Source organism: Bacillus sp. JUb11 (genome assembly GCF_024807925.1).
GTDB classification, from domain to species: domain Bacteria; phylum Bacillota; class Bacilli; order Bacillales; family Bacillaceae; genus Bacillus; species Bacillus altitudinis.
Map to the genome: position 1 here is coordinate 196498 of NZ_JANUEZ010000004.1, position 24866 is coordinate 221363.

At 42.2% G+C, this 24866-nt stretch carries 23 protein-coding genes; 9 read left to right on the forward strand and 14 right to left on the reverse strand.

Going from position 1 to position 24866, the window contains the following annotated elements:
- Window position 1: 1 nt before the first annotated feature.
- From M2369_RS09215 to M2369_RS09225, 3 genes are read right to left on the reverse strand one after another with little or no spacing between them, the layout of a single operon-like run.
- A complete protein-coding gene (locus tag M2369_RS09215) occupies window positions 2-1087 on the reverse strand; it encodes an ABC transporter substrate-binding protein (RefSeq protein ID WP_017358546.1) in 1086 nt (361 codons plus the stop codon).
- Window positions 1084-3069 (reverse strand): hydantoinase B/oxoprolinase family protein, encoded by a 1986-nt coding sequence (locus M2369_RS09220; protein WP_144668204.1) that lies wholly within the window; start codon window positions 3067-3069, stop codon window positions 1084-1086. Before M2369_RS09220 ends, M2369_RS09215 begins: the two co-directional genes overlap by 4 nt.
- Window positions 3059-5128 carry a hydantoinase/oxoprolinase family protein gene (locus M2369_RS09225; protein WP_259254045.1) on the reverse strand — a complete coding sequence of 690 codons (2070 nt, stop codon included), beginning with the start codon at window positions 5126-5128 and terminating at the stop codon, window positions 3059-3061. The genes M2369_RS09220 and M2369_RS09225 overlap by 11 nt, the downstream gene beginning before the upstream one ends.
- 368 nt (window positions 5129-5496) lie before the next feature.
- Between M2369_RS09225 and M2369_RS09230 the strand changes: the two genes are divergently transcribed.
- The 3 genes from M2369_RS09230 to comJ all read left to right on the forward strand — a co-directional run bounded on the left by M2369_RS09230 (window position 5497) and on the right by comJ (window position 8272).
- Window positions 5497-5925 carry a NucA/NucB deoxyribonuclease domain-containing protein gene (locus M2369_RS09230; RefSeq protein WP_007498233.1) on the forward strand — a complete coding sequence of 143 codons (429 nt, stop codon included), beginning with the start codon at window positions 5497-5499 and terminating at the stop codon, window positions 5923-5925.
- A gap of 126 nt (window positions 5926-6051) precedes the next feature.
- Complete coding sequence (locus M2369_RS09235; RefSeq protein ID WP_259254049.1) at window positions 6052-7749, forward strand: methyl-accepting chemotaxis protein; 1698 nt, start codon at window positions 6052-6054, stop codon at window positions 7747-7749.
- Between the two features lie 136 nt (window positions 7750-7885).
- Complete coding sequence (gene comJ, locus M2369_RS09240) at window positions 7886-8272, forward strand: competence protein ComJ (RefSeq protein ID WP_039166300.1); 387 nt, start codon at window positions 7886-7888, stop codon at window positions 8270-8272.
- 1 nt (window position 8273) lies between these two features.
- Here the strand turns inward: comJ and M2369_RS09245 are convergent, their stop codons facing one another.
- Window positions 8274-9080 (reverse strand): AAC(3) family N-acetyltransferase, encoded by an 807-nt coding sequence (locus M2369_RS09245; protein ID WP_259254051.1) that lies wholly within the window; start codon window positions 9078-9080, stop codon window positions 8274-8276.
- A 24-nt stretch (window positions 9081-9104) separates the two neighbouring features.
- Complete coding sequence (locus M2369_RS09250) at window positions 9105-9524, reverse strand: Lrp/AsnC family transcriptional regulator (RefSeq protein ID WP_024718958.1); 420 nt, start codon at window positions 9522-9524, stop codon at window positions 9105-9107.
- A 115-nt stretch (window positions 9525-9639) separates the two neighbouring features.
- Here M2369_RS09250 and M2369_RS09255 point away from each other — a divergent pair, with 115 nt between their 5' ends.
- Window positions 9640-10404 carry an MBL fold metallo-hydrolase gene (locus M2369_RS09255; RefSeq protein ID WP_259254052.1) on the forward strand — a complete coding sequence of 255 codons (765 nt, stop codon included), beginning with the start codon at window positions 9640-9642 and terminating at the stop codon, window positions 10402-10404.
- A gap of 46 nt (window positions 10405-10450) precedes the next feature.
- Here the strand turns inward: M2369_RS09255 and M2369_RS09260 are convergent, their stop codons facing one another.
- Complete coding sequence (locus M2369_RS09260) at window positions 10451-10780, reverse strand: YckD family protein (protein ID WP_024718960.1); 330 nt, start codon at window positions 10778-10780, stop codon at window positions 10451-10453.
- 238 nt (window positions 10781-11018) lie between these two features.
- Here M2369_RS09260 and M2369_RS09265 point away from each other — a divergent pair, with 238 nt between their 5' ends.
- Both M2369_RS09265 and M2369_RS09270 read left to right on the forward strand, forming a co-directional pair.
- Window positions 11019-11834, forward strand: a complete 816-nt coding sequence (locus M2369_RS09265; RefSeq protein WP_370529221.1) for a transporter substrate-binding domain-containing protein — start codon at window positions 11019-11021, stop codon at window positions 11832-11834.
- Window positions 11835-11846: 12 nt separating this feature from the next.
- Window positions 11847-12524: an amino acid ABC transporter permease gene (locus M2369_RS09270; RefSeq protein WP_096880980.1), complete on the forward strand. Its 678-nt coding sequence runs from the start codon at window positions 11847-11849 to the stop codon at window positions 12522-12524.
- A gap of 227 nt (window positions 12525-12751) precedes the next feature.
- Here M2369_RS09270 and M2369_RS09275 read toward each other — a convergent pair whose 3' ends face one another.
- The 5 genes from M2369_RS09275 to M2369_RS09295 form a co-directional block, all read right to left on the reverse strand.
- Window positions 12752-14050: an arsenic transporter gene (locus tag M2369_RS09275; RefSeq protein ID WP_008342056.1), complete on the reverse strand. Its 1299-nt coding sequence runs from the start codon at window positions 14048-14050 to the stop codon at window positions 12752-12754.
- Between the two features lie 129 nt (window positions 14051-14179).
- The gene (locus tag M2369_RS09280) at window positions 14180-15412 is read right to left on the reverse strand and encodes a PucR family transcriptional regulator (RefSeq protein WP_045034603.1); all 1233 of its coding nucleotides are present in this window, start codon (window positions 15410-15412) and stop codon (window positions 14180-14182) included.
- A gap of 125 nt (window positions 15413-15537) precedes the next feature.
- Window positions 15538-17085: an L-glutamate gamma-semialdehyde dehydrogenase gene (gene pruA, locus M2369_RS09285; RefSeq protein WP_007498254.1), complete on the reverse strand. Its 1548-nt coding sequence runs from the start codon at window positions 17083-17085 to the stop codon at window positions 15538-15540.
- A 23-nt stretch (window positions 17086-17108) separates the two neighbouring features.
- Complete coding sequence (locus tag M2369_RS09290) at window positions 17109-18026, reverse strand: proline dehydrogenase family protein (protein WP_024718963.1); 918 nt, start codon at window positions 18024-18026, stop codon at window positions 17109-17111.
- Between the two features lie 161 nt (window positions 18027-18187).
- Window positions 18188-18991, reverse strand: a complete 804-nt coding sequence (locus tag M2369_RS09295) for a nucleotidyltransferase domain-containing protein (protein ID WP_045034604.1) — start codon at window positions 18989-18991, stop codon at window positions 18188-18190.
- A 60-nt stretch (window positions 18992-19051) separates the two neighbouring features.
- On the opposite strand from M2369_RS09295, the gene M2369_RS09300 reads away from it, so the two are divergent.
- Complete coding sequence (locus M2369_RS09300; protein WP_008342068.1) at window positions 19052-19366, forward strand: hypothetical protein; 315 nt, start codon at window positions 19052-19054, stop codon at window positions 19364-19366.
- A 70-nt stretch (window positions 19367-19436) separates the two neighbouring features.
- Here the strand turns inward: M2369_RS09300 and M2369_RS09305 are convergent, their stop codons facing one another.
- Entirely contained in the window at window positions 19437-20399 is a 963-nt protein-coding gene (locus tag M2369_RS09305) for an acetylxylan esterase (RefSeq protein WP_058336342.1), read from the reverse strand.
- Between the two features lie 210 nt (window positions 20400-20609).
- On the opposite strand from M2369_RS09305, the gene M2369_RS09310 reads away from it, so the two are divergent.
- Window positions 20610-21395, forward strand: a complete 786-nt coding sequence (locus tag M2369_RS09310; protein WP_058336341.1) for a carbon-nitrogen family hydrolase — start codon at window positions 20610-20612, stop codon at window positions 21393-21395.
- 45 nt (window positions 21396-21440) lie between these two features.
- On the opposite strand, the gene M2369_RS09315 is transcribed toward M2369_RS09310, so the two are convergent.
- Window positions 21441-22346 carry a LysR family transcriptional regulator gene (locus tag M2369_RS09315; RefSeq protein WP_259254140.1) on the reverse strand — a complete coding sequence of 302 codons (906 nt, stop codon included), beginning with the start codon at window positions 22344-22346 and terminating at the stop codon, window positions 21441-21443.
- A gap of 118 nt (window positions 22347-22464) precedes the next feature.
- Between M2369_RS09315 and M2369_RS09320 the strand changes: the two genes are divergently transcribed.
- On the forward strand, window positions 22465-23238 hold the full coding sequence (locus tag M2369_RS09320; protein ID WP_259254060.1) for a class I SAM-dependent methyltransferase: 774 nt from the start codon (window positions 22465-22467) through the stop codon (window positions 23236-23238).
- 229 nt (window positions 23239-23467) lie between these two features.
- Here the strand turns inward: M2369_RS09320 and M2369_RS09325 are convergent, their stop codons facing one another.
- On the reverse strand, window positions 23468-24844 hold the full coding sequence (locus tag M2369_RS09325; RefSeq protein WP_024718969.1) for an MFS transporter: 1377 nt from the start codon (window positions 24842-24844) through the stop codon (window positions 23468-23470).
- Window positions 24845-24866: the final 22 nt, after the last annotated feature.

The following is a 24866-nucleotide window of genomic DNA, read 5'->3' on the forward strand; positions in this document are numbered from 1 at the left end:
CCTATTTTCCTCCGCCTAGTACTTCATTCCATCGATTTGTCCATTGACCGAGCTCTGAAGTCGCTGTTTCGTAATCTACCCAAGTCAGCTTGCTATAATAATTTTCGCCAACTTTCACTTTCCCTTTAATTTTGTCTCCGTATTTCACATCAGAATTCGACATGCCATAGTAAGATTTTTCTGAGAAGGCTTCTTGAGCTTCTTTCCCGCTAAGGTAGTTTAATAGCTTATAAGCCGCTTCCTCATGCTGACTTCCCTTTGTTAACGCCCAGCTCGCAACTGCTGCCACAGCGCCTTCTTTCGGATATGAGAATCCAATATCCATCCCTTCTTCTTCAAGTGCAAATGCTCGGCCATCCCAATATGGAACTGCCGTCACGTCACCACGTTCTAACAGCGTTTGAATAGACCCTGGGTTATCAGGAAAAGCAGCTACACGCCCTTTTAATTGTGCGAGGCTTTTAAATGCTTTATCAATATCCTTAGGATTTGATTCTGTCCCTCCTTGAGCATGGACAAGTGCAGAGAAAAATTGTAAGCCCGCTGAATAAGTTGGGGAAGAAATCGCCACTTTCCCTTTCAGTTGATCGCTCCATAAATCTGTCCAGCTGTTTGGCTCCTGTTTGACAAGATCTTTTCTATAAGCAATTCCAAGCTGTCCCATACTAAAGCCTGCTGCATATTGTTTTCCATCAACAGTGAGTTTCTTTTGAACAGAACGATAAAGCTTTTTCACATTTGGCGCTTGATCTTCATCAATAGGCGCAAGAACGTTTGCCGCAATGCCTCTTTGAATCGTATCAGGCTGTAAAATAAGCAAATCATACGGTGGATTTTTACCATTAGATGCTTTTAATTTTGTAAACCATTCAGAATCTGCCCCAGAGACCGTTTGTACCTTAATGCCTGTATCCTTTTCAAACTTTTCGAGGATTGGCTTAATATTCTTTTCCCAATCTCCTCCGTAGACACCAACGATCACAGTCTGCTGCTGTTTACTTTGGTCCTGCCCATTTCCACCGCATGCAGACAGCAGTAACATGACGGATAGGACACCTGCAAATATGGCGATTACTCTTCTTTTCATGATTCATTTCCCCCTTTTTGTTGATTCAAGTGATGAAGTGCTTGAATAATATCCATCTTTGTTAACGGTTCCTGTCTATGACCAAAATGAGAATGAACCGCATGTTTATAGTGCGTACGCTCATTTGCTGGGTATGAACGAAGCTGCACAGCAAGCTCACTGCTGGCTTCGTCCGTCCACACTTTCTCATAAGCTGCTCTTTGCTCTCCAAAATCCCAAGCGACAGCATCAGCATCATTCATCTTTTCACGAAGCCTGCTCGTCTGTTCGTCATCAATTTTCCATTCATTATGATCTCGATAGACTTTGACGCCATATTGCTGAAGTGCTCTTTCTTCACTTAATAGCCCTGCTTCCACTTCATGAAGGACTTTTTCTTTCTTTCTAGCAAATGGATTCCCCCATCCTCCCCCACTTGGTGAAACCAATTGAACAATATCGCCTTTTTCAAGACGCATGACATCAATTTTCGGCTGGTTTTGTGTCTCCCCATTTGGTTTGGTCAATTTCACCTCACCAATTGCTCCTGCTCGGCCACCCATTAACCCCCAAGGTTGAAACTTCATTCGTTCCATTCCTCGTGCCGTCACCATCGATTCTGGCTTGATCATTTCAAATTCTAAACCAATCGCATGTCCCCCTCTATGTTCCCCTGCTCCACCTGTGTTCGGCAACAGTTCATATCGGTGTACATGAATATCAATATGCTGTTCCAAGCTCTCGATAGGTGTATTTTTTAAAAATCCTGACGAATGATCAATTCCATCTACTCCATCAGTCCCTTTTTGAGCACCGCCGCCTCCGCCTAACGGTTCGACCACAGACATTTTTCTGCCTCCTGTTTGATCATCAGGAACAGAGAGAACGACGATAGCGGATTGACCTGCACCTGCCGCCGGCACTGCTTCAGGCAACAGCTTACCAATAGCACCTAGCACGACATTATACAGTCTCATTGTAATGGAATGCCGAATACCGACAGAAGCCGGATATTCTGGATGGACAAGCGTTCCTTTAGGTGAAATCACGTCTATCGGATATGTAATCCCACCATTAATCGGAATAAAAGGATCTTTACTAATGATGTAATTAATCAATCCTTGATATAAGAAGGAGTGCTTTTGACCATTGGTGACAAGATTAAAAGCTGTCTTAACTTGCGGGTCACACTCAGAGAAGTCCAGTGTCAGCTGTTTCCCTTTGACCGTCAGCTTAATCTTTAATCGGATCGGCACGTCCGAAATCATATCATCATCCAAGTAATCAGCGAATTCACTCGTTCCATCAGGGATGGCTTCAATTACTTTTCCGGCGCGATCCTCTGCTTGCTTCAGTAGATCAATCATTCCTTGCTTCACTTCGTTTTTTCCAAATTTCTCGATCATTTCTTTTAGTCTGATTTCTGCTGTATTAACAGCGGCAATCATCGCATTAATATCGCCATCATTTAAATGACTCGCCCGGCTATTAGCTCTTAAAAAGGTACGAACAACCTGATTCTCTTTTCCACCTTCATAGATTTTCACTGGTGGAATTCTTAATCCTTCTTGATGAACATCTGTTGCAGTTGGAGAAATACTTGAAGGGACAAGACCGCCCACATCACTTACATGAACAAAAGACCAGGCATAGCTGACAATTTCATCTTCTATAAAAATGGGCTTGATGATATGAACATCTGGCAAATGAGTCGCTAAACCGTCTGTCGTATAAGGATCATTTGTGATGATAATGTCACCCGGCTGCATCGGTCCGCTTTCTTCAATCGCTTTTCTGAGACTCAGCCCTAAAAAGATCGTGACACCGACTGTTTTTGGGTAAACAAAGAAATCTCCAGAAGGCGTGGCTAATGCTGTGGCAAAATCCGCCGATTCTTTTACGAATGTTGTAAAGGATGTCCGCTCAATGACATGTCCCATGCCTGATGCAATCGCATTAAAATAACTCCTCATCATCTCAAGCTTTGCTGGATCAGTTCCCATGTAAAGCCGCCTCCCTTGAAATCACCAAGTTTCCTGAATGGTCTATGCTGCCTGCCCAGTTTGGCAAAATCAATGTTGTCGTATCATCTTGCTCAATGATGGCAGGTCCATTCACAACAGCACCTAATGACAAAGTACTCCGATTGTAAACAGATGCTTCGTACTCTTTTTCTTCTATAAAGATTCGTCTGTATGATTGTGGTATTAAAGGCTGTCCGCTGCTCTCATCAACAGGAGAGAAAGGCAGTGGAGGCGTTTCACCTATAACCCGAACTCGCAAATGAGTAAATTCAATGTTCGCCTGATCATCTCTATGGCCATATTGACGCTCATGCAGGCTGTGGAAAGCTTCAATCAGATGATAGACGTCTTGTTCCTGCTTTAGCCAATCCACCGATAATGGCAATTCAATCTCAAATGCCTGTCCTTGATAGCGGGCATCTGCTAATAACAAAATGGACGTTTGTTTGATATGTTGAATGTTTTGCTGGCTGAACCAATCCGTTGCTTTGCGAGAAAGCATTTCATAATCTTGTTTTAATTCGTCCATCGTATAGTCTTGTAAGCATATTTTCTTAGACAACACAGCATCATGGATAAAATCGGCTGTAAGTGCACCTAGCGCACATAATGTCCCTGGACTTGGAGGGACGACCACATTTTTCGCATGAATTTCTCTCGCAAGGAAATTCGCGACAACAGGCCCTGCCCCGCCAAATGCTAGCAAACTAAAATCTCTAGGATCAAACCCTTGCTGCTCCATGACATTGCTTAGTTCTGTGTACATATTGGCAACAGCCACTTGAATCAACTGGTCAGCCGCCTGTTCGACCGTTTTATGAAGCTGATCAGCAATTGGCTGAAAGGCTATTTCCGCTGCAGACCGCTGCAATTGTAAATGTCCTCCGGCAAACCGTTCTTGATTGAGGTAACCGCATATGAGAAATGCATCGGTTAAAGCAGCTTTTTTTCCCTTTCCATACGAAGCAGGTCCAGGCTGCGAGCCAACTGATTCCGGTCCTGCTTTAAGAAGCCCGCCTTGATCAAGCCATGCAACAGAACCTCCGCCAGCCCCTATCGAATACATTGCAACAGATGGAAGAATGATCGGAAACCCTGAAAGCTGATTCGATTGAGCCATTGTAGGCTGCCCATTTTGAATGATCGAGATATCTGCACTTGTGCCACCAACATCAAACGTAATTAAATTGGGTTCATTTGCAGATGTTGCAATTCTTGCCGCACCAATTACTCCAGCTGCCGGGCCAGAAAAAAGTGTTTTAACGGGTGAAGTGGCTGCGCTTTCTGCATCCATTAAACCACCATTTGATTGGGTAATGTATGGAGAAATTGGTACACCTTCTTCTTTCAAGCGGTTTTTCAACGTCTGTAAATATTGTTTCACCTTTGGTTGAATGTACAAATTGACAACAGACATCACTGTCCGCTCATATTCTCTCATTTGTGGCCATAATTCTGATGATGTCAGGACTTCTAACTGTGGGTAATGATGATGAATATAGGCTTTTGCCTGTAATTCATGAACTGGATTTTGATAGCTATGTAAAAAAGAAATGACAATGCCTGCTAGTTTTTTAGAGATGACCTGCTGGACAGCATCATCTAGTTGCTGCAGTTGGAGAGGTTTTTTGATCGAACCATCGTGTATGAGCCTTTCAGAGATTGGATATACATGTTTTCGTGGTATCAATGGTTCTGGCAATTGAGAATTGAAGTCATAAGGAATGGGTAGACGTAAACGCTGTAATGACAAAATGTCTTGAAAACCTTCCGTTACAAAAAGGGCTAAATCTGCTCCCTTTCTCTGCAATAATGTATTAAGACCGATTGTCATGCCGTGTACGAGATATTGGATTTTGGATAAATCGACACCTCTTTCTTTTAGAAGTTTTAGCCCATTGATAATTCCTTGAGCTGGGTCATCTGTCACTGTAGGTGTCTTGAGTTCAGTCAGCTCCCCTGTTGCTTCATTCATCAGCGATAAATCAGTAAATGTTCCACCTATGTCTATTCCGAGCCGATAAGAGACATCCGCCATTTGTACTTCCCTCCTGTCATGTAAATGGAATCATATTTTGATAAATTACGACATTTTTTGATATTTGACTCCATATTATTAAAGCATATCGGTCTAGTCAATTTTATTTTTTTGAAATTTCTGTGTGTTAAAATCTTGAAATTAGCCTAAAAACCTGTGATAAAGCCATTTTACATAAGCAGAATTGTAATATGAGCAGCAAAATTAAAATTTTTGTGATTTTTGTTCAAATAGGAAAAGAGCATAAACAGGTAAAAAACGTTTTTCGAACTTTAAAAGACGTTTTTTCAAAACGAGGAGAAATTGGTAAGTAATTCTGCTATACTTCTGTTTACAAAATACGCTAAAGAGAAAGAGAGCCAGCATCTATGAAACTTCTTAAAACCATTCTCTTGCTTTTATTGATTGTCATTGGTATAGCGACAGGCTATGTCCAACTAGGGCAACATAAACAAGAGACGACAAACTCTTCTTATGACAAAACCATTCACTTTCCATCAGATCGATATCCAGAAACCGCGAAACACATAGAAGAAGCAATTGATGAAGGGCATTCTTCCATTTGCACCATTGATCGGAAAAATAGTGATGAGCAAAGAGACAAATCACTTCATGGCATTCCAACAAAGCGTGGTTATGATCGTGATGAATGGCCAATGGCGATGTGTAAAGAAGGTGGAGCAGGGGCTTCTGTCAAATATGTACGTCCTTCGGATAATAGGGGTGCAGGCTCTTGGGTAAGTCATCAATTATCAGATGATCCTGATGGCACAAGAATCCAATTTATTATCGAGTAGCACGATCTTTCCTTTTTTCATAACAAAAATTTCTGTGTAAGTGCATTCACGTATATCAAACATTTTTTTCATGCCGATAATCTTTAAGGAGGGATACCCTACCTTATACCTAAAGGAGTAAAAAGCATGAAGAAAAAAGGAAAACTGAGGCTTGGCGCCAAAATAATGCTGATCTTTTTAAGTGTCCTCATCGTATTTTCAGCAGTGGTTGGTTATGTAGTGAACCGCGAAATGACAGAGAACATTAAGCAAATGGCCACCGAAAAAGCAAAAGGCGATCTAAAGCTAGGATACGCTTACCTAACTGAAAAGGTTGCTGGCTCGTGGCAGATAAAAGATGGCAAGCTTTACAAAGGAAATACTCAAATCAATAACCATGACACATTGGTTGATCAATTAGCCGAATATACTGGTGATACAATCACGATCTTCCAAGGAAATACCCGTGTTGCCACAAATGTCATGTTAAACGGGAAACGAGCTGTAGGAACCGAAGTCTCACCTGAAGTAAAGACCGCTGTTTTGGATAAAGGCGAAAATTATTACGGAACAGCCAATGTTGCGGGTAAAGACTACCAAACGGCTTATATGCCCATCAAAAATGATACAGGGGAAACGATTGGTATTTTCTATACCGGTGCAAATCAAAGCATGATTTCACAAATGCTTCAGTCTTTCTTTATTCAATTTGTCACGGTTTTACTGTTAAGTTTAATTGTTTCTGTTATCATTATTTCTATTTTCACAAAGCGGATTCAGACACGTCTCAAACATATGGCATCTGCTATTAAGAGTGCAGGCGAAGGAAATTTAACCATCAACGTGACAGATCACACAGGCGATGAACTTTCTGAGCTGGCAGGTCACTTTAATAAGATGCGTGAGAAATTAAATCAAACCATTTTAAATGTGATCAAAACATCTGAATTAGTAGCCACTTCTTCTGAGGAGCTGTCAGCTAGCGCAGAAGAAACGAGTGCAGCATCAGAAAAGATTACCCATACCATTCAAGAAGTCGCTCAATCGTCTGAACAGCAATCAGCCCAAATGACAGCTAGTGAGCACACGATGAGACAAGTATCTAACGAGCTGGTAAACATCACTGAAAATGCGGGACAAATGGCAACAAGAAGCCAGTCCGCACAAGAAATGGCCCAAAAAGGTGTACAAAATATCGGTGAAGTCAATTCACAAATGACATCTATTGCAAAATCAATTGAAGAGAACGGCACAGCAATTCAAGCGCTAGAAACACGTTCAGCCGAGATTGATCAAATTTCCAAAGTGATTACAGATATCGCTAACCAAACAAATCTACTTGCTCTTAATGCGGCCATTGAGGCAGCACGCGCAGGTGAACATGGAAAAGGTTTTGCCGTTGTGGCAGACGAAGTGAGGAAGCTCGCAGAAGAATCGCAAACATCATCCAACATGATTTCACATCTCATTTCCGAAATACAAAAAGAGATGAATCATTCGACGAGTGCCATTAAACGAGTACGAGAGGAAGCGGCTCAAGGGGCTGTTCTTATTTCTCATACAGAGGATTCATTTATTGACATTCAGCAGTCAATGAAGGAAATGGCAGATGGCATTAAACATTTATCAGATGCATCCCAAAAAATTGCAGCTTATACAAATGATGCGAAGCAAACCTTTGCCTCTATCACAGAAGGCGTTAAACTGACGAGTGAACATTCACAACAAGTAGCAGGTTTAACAGAAGAACAATTCGCAGCAATGGAAGAAGTAACAGCTTCATCAGAGGCTCTCGCCCATTTAGCAGGAGACCTAAAAGAAATGGTTTCGCAATTTCACATCTAGATCCCTCAAACAGTAGCGCAAGACGGCGACAATCGTCTTGCTGCCTAACATTCTCTTCAATAATCTTACTTTCAAACATTCACTTTTCAACATGATCGCCAGCTGGACAAATTTTATGAATAAAGGAGTTATCTATATGAATGATTTAAATCAAACGTATCCCCTATCTATCTCCTATCACCAAATCACCGTATACACTGGAAGCACGACGCCACCTGTGATTGATTGGACAGATGACGATATTCTTCAAGGATTCGCAACTGGGGATCGAGGTATTTCTTTTGAAGGCATCAATAACGGAAAAGCTTCTATTATCGTGACATTAAACAGCCATGAGCCTCCATCATCCGTTGATAGAGTCATCACAGTGCCATTTACTCATTCAAGTGATCATGTTTATCTGACAAGCGTCATGGCACAGGTACTGTCTTTCTCCATTCCAAAAGGAGACTATCAGCTCACCTGCTATATATCTGAGCACCCTGATCAAGATCTCTATTATTTTGATTTTCAGACTGCTTAGATCACGCCTGGTCGTACTGTTCAAGCCATTTTTCCGCAAAATCGACCGATTCTCTCATCGGCAATAAATACGAATTGGCTAGCCCGATTTGACTGTGGTTATAACTACATCCTGATTGTAAGAAATCACGACCAATCTGTTCAAATAGTTCTTCTCTTGTGATGATATCTTGATACTCTTTCCACACCCTCCAACCATTCTCTAAAATGGGGGCCCCTCGTGTCATGAGGTCTTGCTGTGAGATTCGATATTCAGCTAAGTGAAAAGCTGTCACACTCTCGAATGACGTGCCAATTAGCAGCACTTTTGCATCAAGATCGTACATACGTCCAAGAGGTGAATTTTCTCCTAAACCATAAGGAAGCGCATGGTGTTTCAACACTTCATCTTTCCTTTTCCCCCAGGCGGTGAATGAGAAATGAGGATGATTGCTTCTTTCTACGCCTGGGTATTTCCAAAAGGTCTCCGCTACCTTTCCCATTGCTGTTGGAGCTGTGTAAGCTGGATCAAATGCAGGCATTGTGTCTTTGATCGGTTTCCACCAAGAATAAGGAACAGGCGGATTGATCCAATCAGCAGGATCCGACAGCTCTAATGTTTGTGCCGGCATAATCAGTGTTCCTTCATCTGTTAAAATATCCATCATAGCTTGTACAACGGCTATAGCTCCTCCATTCACCCAGCCAATAGATGACAAGGATGAGTGGACACATAAGATCATGCCCTTCCTTACACCAAGTTGAACCAAATCCGCTTTGATTCTTTCCTTTGTGATCGGTTCAGCCTGATGTTCAATTAATCTTTTCATCGGTTATTTCCTCCTGCGTCTCATCTATTCTTGATGAGTGAGACGTTTCACAGCGATAGACAATTTATAATTTGCATGCTTTGTTAGCTCCGTTAAAAATTGATCAAGCTCATCATGACTGGAAAAATGTCCTTCAGCCATATAACAGCCCTCTCCACTTATTTTAAACAGGTTTTTGATTTCTTCCTTTTGATGGAGAAACGATAAAAGCGGTTCATGATCATGACTTCGGGTAAAGAGCTGTAAAAATGTTTGGATGTTCTGCTGTGTCCGCCAGTTAATTGAAATGGTATAGGCTTCAATAACCCCCTCTTCTTCAAGCTTTAAAACTCTATTTTTAGCAGCTTGACCGGTTAAATGGACTTTTTCACCAAGTGCTTTCATCGTCAATCGGCTATTTTTTGAGAGTTCTTTTAATATATCCATATCTGTTTTGTCTAGCATTGGCTCACCTCTTTCAAAAATCAAGTCGTTCCGCTGAAAGACTTTCATGATCCTCTGTCACATGAAGCTCTTTTAATATACTGTAAACTTAATGAGAAAAAAAGGAGGCCTTCTAATGAAAATAACACTCATTCGTAATGCTACTTTATACCTTCAATATGGTCCGTCAACATTTTTAATCGATCCCTTTTTAGCAGCAAAAGGAACCTATCCACCGTTCCCATATACTGCCAATCAACATGTAAACAATCCAATTGTAGATCTGCCTGCAAACATTGATTTGGACAAGATATTACAGCCTGATGCTGTCCTCCTCACTCATTTACATGTAGATCACTTTGACGACGAGGCAAAAAAGAGGTTAGTGCAAACTTTGCCGATCTATACTCAATCAGAGAAAGATCGCACGGAAGTAAAAGAAGCTGGATTTCAGCATGTCACATGCATTGAAGATGAAATGGATGTTTGCGGTGTTCATATGAAACGAACTGGCGGGCAGCACGGGACAGGAGAAACCGCTAAACGGATGGGACAAGTGAGCGGTTTTGTTTTCTCTCATCCTGATGAGCCTACTCTTTACATTGCAGGAGATACCATTTGGTGTGATGAGCCGAAAGAGGTTGTGAATACATGCCAGCCAGATATTATTGTGGTCAATAGTGGGGCTGCCCAATTTTTAGAGGGAGACCCAATTACGATGACAAAGGAAGAGATTGTAGACATTCACCATACTCAACCACAAGCTCAAATCATCGCCTGTCACCTTGAAGCCGTGAATCATTGTTTATTAACAAGAGCCGCATTAACATCTTACATTCAAGAGAATCATGCAGATCAGGCCATTTTTGTCCCTCAAGATGGTGAGACGCTGACCTTTTAACATATAAACAATAAAAACCGGCACCTTGCTGCCGGTTTTCTTGAACTTATGGTCGATGGTGCTGTGGTTTTTTTAGTAATGGAACAAACCCGTTATTTTTTAAATGATTGTAATGTTCATCCATTCGTTTTGTGATGTGCGTGCCTTGTTCCTTCGTTAACACACCATACTGAACGTATTTTTCAATCACTTCTTTTCGTTTAGACAAAATTTGCTGTTCAAGAACTTCAATTTGTTTTTGTTGCTCTGTCGTTAATTTTACTTGATGCGTGACGGGGCGCTTTTCCATTTGGGGTGTTTCTCCATGAGCCGTATTCACCTGAAAACCAAATAATAGCACCATCGTTAGTAAGATCAAACCACTTGTTTTTTTCATCTCTGTCGTTCCCTCCTTTATTCGATTTTAATTTGCACACTCTTTCCTTTTTTATACATTATTCACAGCATCAAATTGCACATAATATTCTTACTTTTTCGCTTTTCATCTGAAAACGTTGTCCTAACTGAAAAAGCGTGCTATGTTTTGTTTTGTATAAAAAATAGAGGAGGATTCTTAAATGAGTCGTTTTTATCATAGAAAACCTATATGGGTGCTGCTTGTTGTGTCTGCTCTCATGCTTGTCATGTCTGCTTGCAATCAATCAGGCTCATCTCAGTCTGGAGAATCAAAGTGGGATCAGATTCAAAAGAAAGGGAAAATCGTGGTCGCTACTTCAGGCACCTTGTATCCTACGTCTTACCATGATACATCGAACGGCAAGGATCAATTGACTGGCTATGAAGTGGAAGTCGTCAAAGAAGCATTTAAGCGCCTTGACGTAAAAGTAGAATTTAAAGAAATGGGTTATGACGGTATGCTCAGTGCCATTAATTCAGGTCAGGTGGATGCCGCTGCAAACGATATCGACATCACAGATGACAGGAAAGATAAGTTCGCCTTTTCAACACCTTATAAATACTCCTATGGAACCGCTATCGTTAGAAAAGATGATCTGTCAGGTATTAAAACGCTAAAGGATTTAAAAGGAAAGAAAGCAGCAGGTGCTGCAACGACCATCTATATGGATGTTGCCCGTAAGTATGGTGCAAAAGAAGTCATCTATGATAATGCCACAAACGAGCAATATTTAAAGGATGTCGCAAACGGCCGTACAGATGTCATTTTAAATGACTACTACTTGCAAACACTGGCGCTTGCTGCATTCCCTAAGCTAAATATTACGATCCATCCAGACTTAAAATACATGCCGAATGAACAAGGGTTTGTGATGAAAAAAGACAATACAGAGCTTCAAAAAGAATTAAATCGTGTATTAAAAGAGATGAAAAAAGATGGAACCATGAAAAAGATTTCAGAGAAATTCTTTAATCATGCTGACGTCTCAAAGAAAATTGATGTTGATGTCGAAGATGTCGACATTTCTAAATAAGGAGCTGCAGACGTGGGAGATATTCATTTAGAATATATCTTTAATCCTGCACTGGCAAAAGCGTCATTTCCGTTTGTGATGAAAGGCATCTGGCTGACGCTGCTCATTTCTTTTGTGAGCATGTTTTTTGGTACGATTCTAGGCTTTTTTATTGCCCTTGCTAGGATGGCAAATACGTGGTTCCTTCGGCTGCCTGCACGGCTGTATATTTCATTCATGCGAGGGGTTCCCATTCTGGTCATTTTGTTTATCCTTTATTTCGGATTCCCTTACATCGGCATTGAATTTACAGCTGTCACTGCTGCTATTATTGGATTCAGCTTCAATAGTGCTGCATACATTGCCGAAATTAACCGGGCGGCTCTCTCCTCTGTTCCAAGTGGTCAAGTGGAAGCCGCCAAATCACTTGGTCTCAGTTATTGGCAAACGATGCGCGGAGTCATTTTGCCTCAATCCGTGCGCATTGCACTGCCGCCCCTGACCAACGTCATGCTCGATTTAATCAAAGCTTCCTCACTAGCGGCAATGATTACTGTGCCCGAACTCTTCCAGCAAGCAAAAATTGTGGGTGGACGAGAATTCGATTATATGACCATGTATATATTGGTTGCCTTGATTTACTGGGGCATATGCAGTGTGGTCTCATTGCTCCAAGACTTTTTGGAAAAACACTATGCAAAATATCTATAACAACAAAAAGCAGATCCATTGGATCTGCTTAGATTGTTGACAAAGGGCTAAAATGAACTTGATTTTAGCCATTTGTTTCCTTTTCAGCGTGAAAGAAAACCTTTGCAGTCTAGGAAGGACGAGCACTGGAGCAGAGCGAATTTGACATTCGTGAGCACCAGCGCGCAGGACTGACACAGAATGCGAGGGTTTGTCTTCACGCTGAGCAGATCCATTGGATCTGCTTTTTAATGTATCAACCATAACCACACATACAACCCCAATAACGTGATGATCAGCGTTGGTATGGTTAGAATGATTCCAGCTTTCATGTATGCCCCCCAAGAAATATGCACACCTTTTTTCTTCAAGACATGAAGCCACAGCAATGTCGCCAATGAACCGATTGGGGTCATTTTCGGACCAAGGTTTGAGCCGATGACGTTGGCATAAATCAGTGCATCTCTCATCACACCTGCTGTATCTGTGTGACCGATGGCAATCGCATCAATTAAAACGGTTGGGAGGTTGTTCATGACAGAGGATAACACGGCTGCCAGAACCCCCATAAACATCGTTCCCGCAAGTAAACCGTGTGACGCCCCCTGTTCAATCCACGCCGCTAAAATTTCTGTCAGGCCGACATTTTTCAGCCCATACACCACGACATACATGCCGATAGAGAAAAACACAATCGACCACGGTGCTTCTTTGACGACTCGTTTTGTCGCTACTTGTGGACTCCGTTTCGCCAGCCATAAGAAAGCAATGGCAATGCCTCCTACAATGATTGACACCGGAATGCCTGCCAATTCCCCAGCAAAATATCCAACAAGCAAGCACCCTAACACATACCAAGATAACCGGAACATGCGCAGATCACGAATGGCCGAAGCTGGTTCCTTCGCCTGCGAAACATCGTACGTTTTCGGGATGAGTTTCCGATAAAACACATACAGCACAAGCATACTAGCGCCAAGCGATACAAGGTTTGGGACGAACATGTTTGCTGTATATTCAAGAAAGCCAATATGAAAATAATCGGCTGATACGATATTGACCAAGTTACTAATGACAAATGGCAAAGACGTCGTATCTGCAATAAAGCCGCTTGCCATGACAAATGGCAGGATCATACGCTCATCCAGCTTCAGCGCTCTGACCACAGATAAAACGATCGGGGTTAAGATAAGTGCTGCTCCATCGTTGGCAAAAAAAGCTGCTACCACAGCGCCGAGCAATGTTAAATAAATAAACATGCGGACCCCGTTCCCTCTTGCGGCTTTTGCCATATGAAGTGCCGCCCATTCAAAAAAACCAATCTCATCTAAAATCAATGAAATGATGATAATTCCAATAAATGCAAAGGTGGCGTTCCAGACAATTTGGGTAACTTCCCATACATCGCCCAAATGAACGACCCCAAAAGCAAGAGCAAGAATCGCTCCCCCGCACGCTGACCATCCAATGGTTAAACGTCCTGGCTGCCAAATGACAAGGACGAGGGTCATGATGAAAATCAAAATGGCCAAGGTGACTGATCCCAAAGGTGGCCCTCCTTTCACTTTCCTCATAAAATCTTTATCTATCATACAACGAAATAAGGCAATTGTATGCCATTTTATGATCTCGCATAAAAATCCGCAGGTCATCCTTTGCACCTGCGGAGTCCACGCCTATTGATCTTTTTTCATCAGCATCAATTCAATAAATAACTCACATCGCTGGCTAAAATGACTTAAATCAATAGACGTCATTTCAAAAATTTGTTTCATTCGATAGTTTAGTGTATTTTGATGAATAAACAACTGCTCTGCAGCTGGTTTTAGCTTGCAATTATTCAATAAGTAGACCTCTAAGGTTTTTAAAAATGATGTTTGGCTGTCACGGTCTTTTTCCTTTAGGCGCAACAAATCTGGATTAAAGTCGTTTTTCTTTTTTTGGTGACTGTAAATCGAGTCTAAGAACCGGAAGACCCCCAAATGCTCGTAATCGTATGGAATCAATTCCTGTCCGCCGACAATCTTCACTGCTTTCACGACTTCTATCGCTTCAAATCGACTTGTGCTCATTTTCATGACATCTCGATATTCTCTTCCCATCCCAATATATAAAGGAGATGGGTGTGTATGCGTTTTCGATTGAAGATGGGCGACGACATCCGCAGCGGTCGCTTTTGGTGAGTGGCGATCTGACAAACTGCCTAATATCACGACGATGTCTGCTTGCACAGAGTAGACGTGATTGACCTTGTCTTCTAGCTGTAAATAGGTTCTAATCATATCCTTCACATCTTCTGCCGTCTCACTTTTGTTATCGGCGGCATGAACAATCATCACAGTAAAGACAGCTGGCAGTGGAATGCTTAAATTCTCAGCTTCCCATTTCAGCTCTTCTTCTGTATAAAAATGATCATCCATGACCTTTTTGAAGAACTCTTCAATCTTGCCTTCCTTTTTCTCCAACTGTTTCTTATTTTTATAAATAACTTTTCCAACCTGAAACGATGCCTCGTGTAAAAATTGCAGCTCCTCTTGAGAGAGAGAATCTTCAATGTCCTGCACCCAAATAAAGCCGACAACCTCTTGTTTGTGTTTGGCGCTCACAGCCACTCGTCGATTAAACCCGAGCTCCTCATGACCATTCACATAAAAAGGATTTGAATCTGTATATAGCTGCTCAATGACCCCTGTTTTTTTTAACCAATCCACCACAGCTCCCGGACATTCCTTTGAGAAAATGGTTTGCTGATTGACTGGGTCGAACTGCTGGATGCTGTAAGAATTATAAGCAAGCAGCTGACATTCAGTACTTTCTAAAATGACTGGTTTTTTTAAATAACCACTAATAAATGCAATTAATTTATCGACATCAAAAAATGTATGAAGCTTTTCTAATATCTCTTCCATCCCGATTGCTCCCTGAATAAGTGATACATTTATCATACTTCTTTCCAGTCATATTTGTATAGAAACAAGTCGTAGACAGGTAAAAAAAGCATGAACTCGCCTGCACGAGTTCATGCTTTTCCATATTAAAACATTTCGCTGATCGTTTTGGCCTGCATGTGCAGAGCAAGATAATCTGGTCCGCCTGCTTTTGAATCAGTTCCTGACATTTTAAAGCCGCCAAATGGGTGGTATCCCACAATCGCTCCCGTACAGTTACGGTTAAAGTAAAGGTTCCCGACATGGAACTCCTGCTTCGCACGGTTGATGTGATCACGATTATTTGTAATGACCGCACCGGTTAACCCGTATTCTGTGTTGTTGGCTACTTCAAGCGCCTCATCAAAGCTTGAGACTTTTGAGAAAGCTAGGACAGGTCCAAAGATTTCTTCTTGCATTAAACGAGATGTTGGCTCTAGATCTGCAAAAACGGTTGGATGAATGAAGTACCCTTCTGAATCATCACTTGTTCCGCCAGTGACTAGACGACCTTCTTGCTTGCCAATCTCGATATATTCCGTGATCTTGTCAAAGGAAGCTTGATCAATGACAGGTCCCATGTACACATCAGCTGATAACGGATTCGCTGTTGTTTTCGTTTCTGTGATTTCCTTCACTCGCTCAACGACTTGGTCATACAACTTCTCGTGGACGACAGCACGAGATCCAGCTGAACATTTTTGACCTGAGAACCCGAAGGCTGATGTGAAAATGGCATTAGCGGCTAATTCGACATCTGCATCCTCATCTACAACGACTGTATCCTTACCGCCCATTTCAGCAATGACACGCTTTAAATGCTGTTGTCCTGGCTGTACTTTTGCCGCACGTTCAAAAATACGTGTGCCTACTTCTCTTGATCCAGTGAATGTAATGAGGCTTGTTTTTGGATGATCTACTAAGTAATCTCCAACTTCTGCTCCGCTACCTGGCACGAAGTTGACAACACCTTTCGGAAGACCTGCTTGCTCCAGTTCTTCTACAAAGCGGGCAGCAATGACAGGCGTCGCACTTGCTGGCTTTAATACGACTGTATTCCCTGTGACGATTGGTGCAACGGTTGTTCCTGCCATGATTGCAAACAAGAAGTTCCATGGTGGAATGACAAGCGTCACGCCAGTTGGTGTGTACACATATTGATTGCGTTCCCCTTCGCGGCTGTTCACCGGTTTGCCTTTCGCAAGCTCTAGCATTTGACGGGCATAATACTCTAGGAAGTCAATGGCTTCTGCTGTATCTGCATCCGCTTCATTCCAAGGCTTCCCTGCTTCTTTTACGAGAAGGGCTGAATACTCATGCTTTTTACGGCGAATGCTTGCCGCAGCGCGGAATAAGACGCCGGCTCTTTCTTCTGGAGACGTGTAGCGCCATGTTTCAAACGCTTTTGCCGCAGCTTGAATCGCTTGCTCTGCCTCTTCTTTCCCAGCTTTTGATACGGTACCCACGACTTCTTCCTTCTTCGCCGGATTGATCGAGACAATCTTGTCTGTTGTTTCGATTCTTTCTCCATTAATCACAAGCGGATAGGTTTGCCCAAGTGATTCTGTTACTTTGGCTAATGCTTGTTCAAACGCTTGGCGATTTTCTTCCTGGCTAAAATCCGTGAATGGTTCATGCTTGTAAGGTGTTGTCATCTTTGTCACGCTCCCGTTTCAAATTATTTTCTCGTCATCCCTTTTAAAGCAAATGCAATGTTTGCTGGTCTTTCTGCAAGACGTCTCATGTAGTAGCCATACCACTCTCGTCCATACGGGGTGTAGACCCTCATTTGATAGCCTTCCTTCACGAGTGCTTGCTGCGTTTCTGATCTCATGCCATACAGCATTTGAAATTCAAACTGACTTGTCTGTATATTGTGTTTTTTCACAATATGTTTCGTAAATTCGATCATTTGATCGTCATGTGTCGCAATGGCTGTATAGTTCCCTGAGAGTAATTGCTTTTCGATCAACTTCTTGTAATTCTGATCGACGTCTTTTTTGTTTGGATACGCCACTTCGGCGGATTCCTTATAGGCACCCTTTACAAGTCTTAAAAATGGTTGCAACTCATTTAGGTCATCAAGATCTTGTTCTGTTCTGTACAAATACGCCTGCAAAACCGTACTGACATACTCATATTGAGATTTCATTTCTTTAAAAATGTCCAGCGTTTTTTGACAGCGCTGTTCATCCTCCATATCAATTGTCACCATAATACGGTGTTTCTCTGCCGTATCTAAAATGCTTTTCATATTGCGATACACGAGATCATCGTCAATATCTAAGCCAAGCGATGTCATTTTAAGTGACACGTGGGAATTGAGTCCCGCCTCTGCAATTCGCTGAATGGTTTGAATACACTCATTCGTCCGCTCATTTGCAATCTCTGCCTTTGTGACAAACTCACCGAGGTGATCAACCGTTACGGCCATACCTTGATCGTTTAATCGTTTGATGACAGGGATAGCGCTCTCAAAATCCTTCCCACCGATGATTTTCTTTGATGCAACAGCACTTCCCCAATTACGAGCAATATGGTTCAAGAGACTGCTCTTTGACAAAAACAAGAAGAAATTTCTTGTGACCGACTCCATAAAGGGCACCTCCCACTCTTTGTAAGCTATGTCTTTATTGTAAGGCTCATGAGCTGTCCGCTACAATATTTGAAGATGACAAAAATTCTGACTTTTTTTGTGGTTTTATCACAATAGGAGATAAAAAAAGAGTCTGCCGCTATCCGGCTGACTCTCCCCTCCTACGCCCACACCTCATCAAGGATAGACTGCAAAAGCTCATTTAATTCTTGCATCAGATTGTCCTTCGGCTGATTGTAGCTTTTCACCAATTCATCAAAACGCGCCAGCTCTTGATCAATAAATGGATGGACATGAGCGAGACGGTTCTCTACATCCATTTCTTCTCCGTCCATTTTACGTTTGAGCAGTTCGTGAATTTCTGCTAACAGCGGGCCTTCCTCCACTAGCTCCTTGAGTAATTCATGAAAGTCCATTGGTGGAACTGTTCGGTAACGTTCAATCCACTGACAGGCAAGCAGCGGACGAAGCACATAGAAATACTTCTTGATTCGCACCTGCTCTCCTCGTAAATGCCGGCTTTCATTCCGCTTCGCCATATTGAGGTAATGATACATCAAAGCCGCAGGGTAAAACGCTCGATCCTTTAATTCTCTTAGCTCCTTTGCCAAAGAGAAAGATTCAGCATAGATGATATCAGAAGACAGCCATTCCATAATGGACGGATTTGATTTATTGAATAGGCGCAGTGCCTTTCTAAGCTCCCAGCCGCTGATATCAAGCATGTCATCAATCGGTCGTTCTATGACATCACGATGCTCTTCCATCGCCCAATACCATTCTTTCCGGGGAACATATAAAAAGCGAACATCATAATCACTGTCAGTTGAAGGAAATCCCCATGCCCTGCTGCCCGATTCAACGGCGAGACAAATCTTGACGTCATACGTTTCTTCGATGATTTTCAGCTCTTCCTTAATTCTCTCTCTCAAGTGTCCATCAACTCTTTCTATAGAATTCTGCATGACTTCTTCACCTTTTGGGAAAATACGAATAAGACATATATGAAAAAGGAGTTGGATCTGATGTCTATATCTCGCATTATGAAATGGATCACTGGGATTTTTGAAGCTTGCCTTGCTATCCCTGTGATCGGAGGTCTATTCGTTATCAGCAATGGCTATTCACCGCTCATGGTCATGCTTATTCTGCATATTATCACACTCGTCTTATCGAAGCGAGACCAGGGACCAATGATTGGAAGTATCATTGGGATTGTCACATCCTGCCTTGCATGGATTCCGATTCTCGGATTCATCCTTCACATCATCACAGCCCTTGCCCTGATCGTTACAGCATTAGTGCCTGATGAAAAAACAAGACAGAACACCAGTTATTAAGCTGATCGCTCCAATAGCTGAAAAAGACAAAGAGCTAAAATGAATGTCATTTTAGCTCTTTGTCATGCTTTTATGTTGATAGAAGCAAATGTTTTTGTAAAAAGGACAGCTTCTCTGTTTGAAAAGCAGGAATAAACTCGTGCCCAAAATATCGGTACACTTTCAGCTCTTTATCTGTTTCTAAATGATTGTATGCCGCAAACACGGTGGATGGCGGTGTCACTTGATCAATCAGACCGATCGCCATCAATGTTGGCTGTTTCACCCAGCCGGCTAAATTGATTAAATCAAAGTAACTTAATGTCTCAAATACCTTTTCTTCAGCTTCTGGATCACTGTTTCTGCGAAAGTATGAATTGATTTCTAAATAAGGCTGCTCCAAGGCAACATCAACTGCACGCTCAAAATTTGATAAGTAAGGATAGTCTGCCGCAACGACTTTTGGAATGTCTGAAAGGGCTGCGACCGCAATCGCTAACGCCCCCCCCTGACTTCCACCGATCACGCCGATACGATGTTCATCTACTTCGGGGAAAGACTGAATGACTTCAAGTGCACGAACAGCATCTAGATAAACGCCTCGATAATAGTACGTATCCTTCGATAAAATGCCTTTTGTCATCCATCCTAATGCATGCCCGCCTGGCGTCACTGATGTGTCTTCACTGCCACCTTGACCACGGACGAGCATACCAAATGTTGCATAGCCGTGCAGCGCCCAGTTGACGATGTCATGAATGCCGTCGTCATAGCTGGCATTATAGCCATGAAAACGAACGAGCGCTGGATGCGGACCAGTTTGATCAGGCACAGCATAAAAGCCTTCAATTTTAGAATGTCCAAAGCTTTGATACGTCAGGCGGTACACCTTGACGCCTTTCACTGGATAGTCATAAGATTCAAGTGTTGGCTCTGCCTCCACTTGGCGCAGTTCTTCGAGCGATTTCTTCCAAAAGTCTGAGAAATCAGGACGTGCTGTTTTCTTTGGTTTATATTTTTTTAGCTCTTCTAGTGATAAATCGAACAATTGCATATCATACTATTCCCCTTTGTTTTATTAGTTATGAGTATCATACCACTCATTTCTTGATTGAGAAAGTCATTTAACAAAACCTTCTGACATTTCTATTGGCAAAGATGGCGGAAAGCTTTATGATAAAGAAACTGGCTTGAAGACTAGATGCTTCAGGCAATATCACCCGAACCATTCATTGCATGAAACGAATAAAGGAGGCAGACCGACATGAACATCGCCCTGATTCAAATGGACGTACAAATAGGAGAACCTGATGTAAACTTTCAGAAAGCAGAAGCGTTTTTAGAAGAGGCCATCCGCCAACAGCCTGATTTGATTATTCTACCTGAAATGTGGAATACCGGCTATGCGTTAGAGCAAGCGGATGAGCTTGCCGATGCAGATGGCGAGCGAACAAAACAACTCTTCTCTTCCTTTGCCCGCAAGCACCAAGTGTATCTCATCGCAGGCAGTGTTTTAAATAAGAGGACAGAAGATGAAAACATCACCAATACAATGTATGTCTTTAACCGCCAAGGTGAGCTTTTGTTAGATTATGATAAAATTCATTTATTCCGCTTAATGGATGAACACAACTATTTAACCGCCGGTCATCAGCTTGGTTTATTTAACTATGATGAAGATGTCAAGATTGGCACCATGATCTGCTATGACCTCCGCTTCCCTCAGCTTTCTAGGACGCTCGTGAACAAAGGGGCGAAGGTGCTTGTTAATACCGCTCAATGGCCGTCAGCAAGAGTGGACCATTGGCGCAGTCTGCTCATCGCAAGAGCCATTGAGAATCAGTCATTTGTGATTGCGGTGAACCGGACGGGCACAAGCAGAGACACTGAATTCCCTGGTCACTCCATGGTGATTGACCCGCTCGGACGCATTCTACTTGAGACAAATGATGAAGAAGACATTTATTATGCAAACATTGATCTTCAGCTCGTAGATGAAGTGAGACAACAAATCCCCGTCATGACAGATCAGCGGCTGGATTTATATTAGAAAGCAGGGGACTCCCCTGCTTTTTACGTTTAATTAAACGTTTGTTTAAGCTTTTCCTTGATTCTGTTGAAGGTCCATGAAGGCTTGAGCGGCTTTCGTTAAATATCTTTCTTCCACATATGCAAACACAAGTGTGCGGGTTGGGCATGAATCAATGTGTAAATAAGTGACTGCTTTCCTTTCCTCTTGTGCCACCATTTTCGGCACCACCGTCACACCTAGCTCATTTTCAACCAATGCCTGAGCTGTTTGAATATGACTTGTTTCAAATGCAATTCTCGGCCGAAAGCCATGATGACGGCACAGTTCCGTGACCACTTGCCGAAAGCCATATCCCTCTTTCAGCATAATAAATGGGGCATCTTCCAGAAGATGAAACGGGATAGACCCTTCTTGATCCGCTTGATTGATGATTTCATTGAGTTCATCCGTCAACCACGGTTGAGCCGTTTGCGGAATGGCGAGGAGAAGCGGCTCTGTCAGCATTTGTTTTGTTTTCAATGATTCATGCTCGACAGGCAGAGAAAGAATCGCCAGATCCAGTTTCCCAGCGAGTAAACGTCTTTCTAGCTCACGAGGCGATTCTTCTATCAAATGAACGTGAACGTGCGGATACGTTTGACAATAGGTTTTTAATAAACTTGGCAGGACATATCCCCCTGTGACAGCTGGCGCACCGATCATCAGTTCTTTCCCTACCTCATAAGCAGCTTCCCCCATCTCACGCAATAAATCATCTCGTTCCTTCAAAATGATCTCTGCTCTTTTGATCAATCGGTTTCCTTGAGGTGTAGGAGTGACTTGTCCATACTTCCGAATAAACAGAGGAGTATCTAATTCCTCCTCAAGTTTTTTAATTTGCTGACTTAACGAGGGCTGTGCAATGTGAAGTTTTTCCGCTGCTTTTGTAAAGCTTTGCTGCCGGTACACTTCCATGACATATTCCATCATTCGTATATCCACTTCTCTCACCTCATAGGTTTTAACTATTCATATCATATCTTTTATGTCTTAGACAAATCACGGGAAGAACCCTACGATAAAGAAACAACAAAAAGGGGGTAAAGGAATGAATCCATATTCAAAAGCCGAGAAACAATTCTCACAAAATGCAGAGAACTACCGAGATTCACCCATCTTTGCAGCTGGAAAAGAACTTGAATGGATGAAAACGGTGGCGAAGGCAAAGGGCGATGAGCATCTACTTGATATCGGCTGCGCGGCAGGTCATACCGTTTTTTCCTTTTCAGACGTCATCTCTAAAGGAATCGGGATTGATGTCACACCCAAAATGATCGAGGTTGCTACAGCACTTGCGGAAGAGCGACAGCTGAACCACATTACGTTTGAGCAGGCATCCGCAGACGCATTGCCCTTTTCTGATGCATCATTTGATCTCGTCACATGCCGATTTGCTGCTCATCACTTCCCACATCTCCCGGCAGCCATGTCTGAAATCAGCCGAGTCTTAAAGAAAGGCGGCAAATTTCTACTTGTCGATCATTATGCACCTGAAAACCAAGCACAGGATGACTTTATTAATCATTTAAATAGACTGAGAGATCCCTCCCATGTGCGAGAAAGCTCGTTATCAGAATGGAAAGAGCTTTTCGCTGACAACCATCTGACGAAAGAAGATATCCGTTACTGGGATCTGCATATTGATTATCAGGACTGGATCATACGAGGACGTACACCAGAAAATGTTCAAAAGGAAATCGTTGCCCACCTTCATGCTGCAGACGATGAAACGAAACAGCTGTTTCAACTGCAATTCGACGAACATCGTCAGCCAACATCCTTTTGCCTAAAAGCTGCACTGCTTCAAGGGATCAAACATTAAACTGATTGAAAAAGTCTACCCTGGCCGGTAGACTTTTATATTTTGATTCTACATTTACACTATCTGATAGATATTACTTTTCATGTTCGTGACAAGGAGTGCTGATAATGTTTCTATTATAAGATAATTGAACTGAGGTAGGTTAGGCTTTTTCAAAAGTGTACGTAAATCCTCTGAATAAAAAAAGAACCTACCCTCTTTAGAATAAGTTCTTCACTGCATGCATCACTTACGGTGCAATATCCTCTAATACTTTCTCTCTGGTTTCGATCATTTTAAAAGCAAGAATTGCTCCCACTACAGTCACACTTGCAAAAAGAATAAAAATAGTTGAAACACCGCTCACCTCTAAAATAAAACCTATCATAATAGGAGCAATCGCTGAGGCCAGCCTAAGCCACGCTGTAGCAAATGCCGTACCAATTACCCTCATACGGGTTGGATAGATTTCAGGTGTATATAAATAGAGAAGAACTGTAATTGTCCCCATCATTCCGTAGGCAGCGGACCCTAAATAAATAACGCTTTCTGGAGAATTTGCTCCGCTGATCCATAAAGCCGTTAATAAAGCACCTGTTACGATAAATGCAATGGTTGCCCAACGCTTCCGTCCTACTTTATCGATTAAAAATGCACAAGCGAATACCCCTATGGTCTGTAAAATATTTGTGAGAGAGGCTGCCCTTAATGAATCTCCAACTGGCAAATTGTAAACCGTATTATAAAGACTTGGTAACCAGTTATTTAATCCATTCGATACAAAGTAGGCAGAAAACCATAGTCCCCATACGATCAATGTTCTTTTACGATAAAAAGTAGAAAAGAGCTCTTTCCAGTCGCCTTTTTCAGTGCTGCTGGACACTTGCTTTGCAACAGGCATTCGTTTGTCCGTACTAGCTTCAATCTCTTCAATGATTCTTTCGGCTTCATCTAACCTGCCTTTTGAAATAAGCCATCTTGGAGATTCACGCAACATGAAAAAGAAGACAAAGACGATTAAACCGCCAATTCCACCAATCAAGAACATCCATTTCCACCCAAAGCTAGGTACAACAAATGCACCAATTTGAGCTGAGATCATTAATCCTAATGGAAAAATCATCTCATAGAGCATAAAAAATCTCCCTCTGCCTTGGGCCCGGGACAACTCATTGATATATGAGGCCGCTACTGGCACTTCTCCTCCTACTCCAATCCCCTGTATAAAACGAAAAATAAAAAGGGCCATAAAGTTACCTGAAAATACACATGCGATACTCATAATAGACATGAGAAATACAGTCCACTTTGCACTAAATACTCGGCCACGTCTTTCTGCTAACCACCCAAAGAAAATAGCACCAATCGCTTGTCCGATATAACCAGACCCAATAAGAAGACCAATTTGAGCAGGTGATAAATTCCACATGCCGATGAGAACTGGGAGAACAAACGCTAAAGATAGTGCATCAAAAGCATCAAAAAAGGTAGCAGATCCCATAATGATACGAGGTTTTAAATGCCATCTCGAAAAAGGTACACTTTCCATCCTAGTCAATAGTTGTGAAGCTCTATCAACAACTTGCTCATCATGAGAATTTGAATTTCCGCTGAGTTCTAACGTCATGATATCTCCTCCTTAATAGAGG

What these genes read in the sequence shown, in the direction of transcription:
- M2369_RS09220 (WP_144668204.1), bottom strand. Translation starts at nt 3,069, where the DNA reads ATGGGAACTGATCCAGCAAAGCTTGAGATGATGAGGAGTTATTTTAAT.
- M2369_RS09260 (WP_024718960.1), bottom strand. Translation starts at nt 10,780, where the DNA reads ATGAAAAAAACAAGTGGTTTGATCTTACTAACGATGGTGCTATTATTT.
- M2369_RS09290 (WP_024718963.1), bottom strand. Translation starts at nt 18,026, where the DNA reads ATGGAGTCGGTCACAAGAAATTTCTTCTTGTTTTTGTCAAAGAGCAGT.
- M2369_RS09255 (WP_259254052.1), top strand. Translation starts at nt 9,640, where the DNA reads ATGAAAATAACACTCATTCGTAATGCTACTTTATACCTTCAATATGGT.
- M2369_RS09265 (WP_370529221.1), top strand. Translation starts at nt 11,019, where the DNA reads ATGCTTGTCATGTCTGCTTGCAATCAATCAGGCTCATCTCAGTCTGGA.
- M2369_RS09230 (WP_007498233.1), top strand. Translation starts at nt 5,497, where the DNA reads ATGAAACTTCTTAAAACCATTCTCTTGCTTTTATTGATTGTCATTGGT.
- M2369_RS09300 (WP_008342068.1), top strand. Translation starts at nt 19,052, where the DNA reads ATGTCTATATCTCGCATTATGAAATGGATCACTGGGATTTTTGAAGCT.
- M2369_RS09295 (WP_045034604.1), bottom strand. Translation starts at nt 18,991, where the DNA reads ATGCAGAATTCTATAGAAAGAGTTGATGGACACTTGAGAGAGAGAATT.
- M2369_RS09225 (WP_259254045.1), bottom strand. Translation starts at nt 5,128, where the DNA reads ATGGCGGATGTCTCTTATCGGCTCGGAATAGACATAGGTGGAACATTT.
- M2369_RS09235 (WP_259254049.1), top strand. Translation starts at nt 6,052, where the DNA reads ATGAAGAAAAAAGGAAAACTGAGGCTTGGCGCCAAAATAATGCTGATC.
- M2369_RS09250 (WP_024718958.1), bottom strand. Translation starts at nt 9,524, where the DNA reads ATGCTAGACAAAACAGATATGGATATATTAAAAGAACTCTCAAAAAAT.
- M2369_RS09245 (WP_259254051.1), bottom strand. Translation starts at nt 9,080, where the DNA reads ATGAAAAGATTAATTGAACATCAGGCTGAACCGATCACAAAGGAAAGA.
- M2369_RS09315 (WP_259254140.1), bottom strand. Translation starts at nt 22,346, where the DNA reads ATGATGGAATATGTCATGGAAGTGTACCGGCAGCAAAGCTTTACAAAA.
- M2369_RS09325 (WP_024718969.1), bottom strand. Translation starts at nt 24,844, where the DNA reads ATGACGTTAGAACTCAGCGGAAATTCAAATTCTCATGATGAGCAAGTT.
- comJ (WP_039166300.1), top strand. Translation starts at nt 7,886, where the DNA reads ATGAATGATTTAAATCAAACGTATCCCCTATCTATCTCCTATCACCAA.
- M2369_RS09280 (WP_045034603.1), bottom strand. Translation starts at nt 15,412, where the DNA reads ATGGAAGAGATATTAGAAAAGCTTCATACATTTTTTGATGTCGATAAA.
- pruA (WP_007498254.1), bottom strand. Translation starts at nt 17,085, where the DNA reads ATGACAACACCTTACAAGCATGAACCATTCACGGATTTTAGCCAGGAA.
- M2369_RS09215 (WP_017358546.1), bottom strand. Translation starts at nt 1,087, where the DNA reads ATGAAAAGAAGAGTAATCGCCATATTTGCAGGTGTCCTATCCGTCATG.
- M2369_RS09305 (WP_058336342.1), bottom strand. Translation starts at nt 20,399, where the DNA reads ATGCAATTGTTCGATTTATCACTAGAAGAGCTAAAAAAATATAAACCA.
- M2369_RS09310 (WP_058336341.1), top strand. Translation starts at nt 20,610, where the DNA reads ATGAACATCGCCCTGATTCAAATGGACGTACAAATAGGAGAACCTGAT.
- M2369_RS09320 (WP_259254060.1), top strand. Translation starts at nt 22,465, where the DNA reads ATGAATCCATATTCAAAAGCCGAGAAACAATTCTCACAAAATGCAGAG.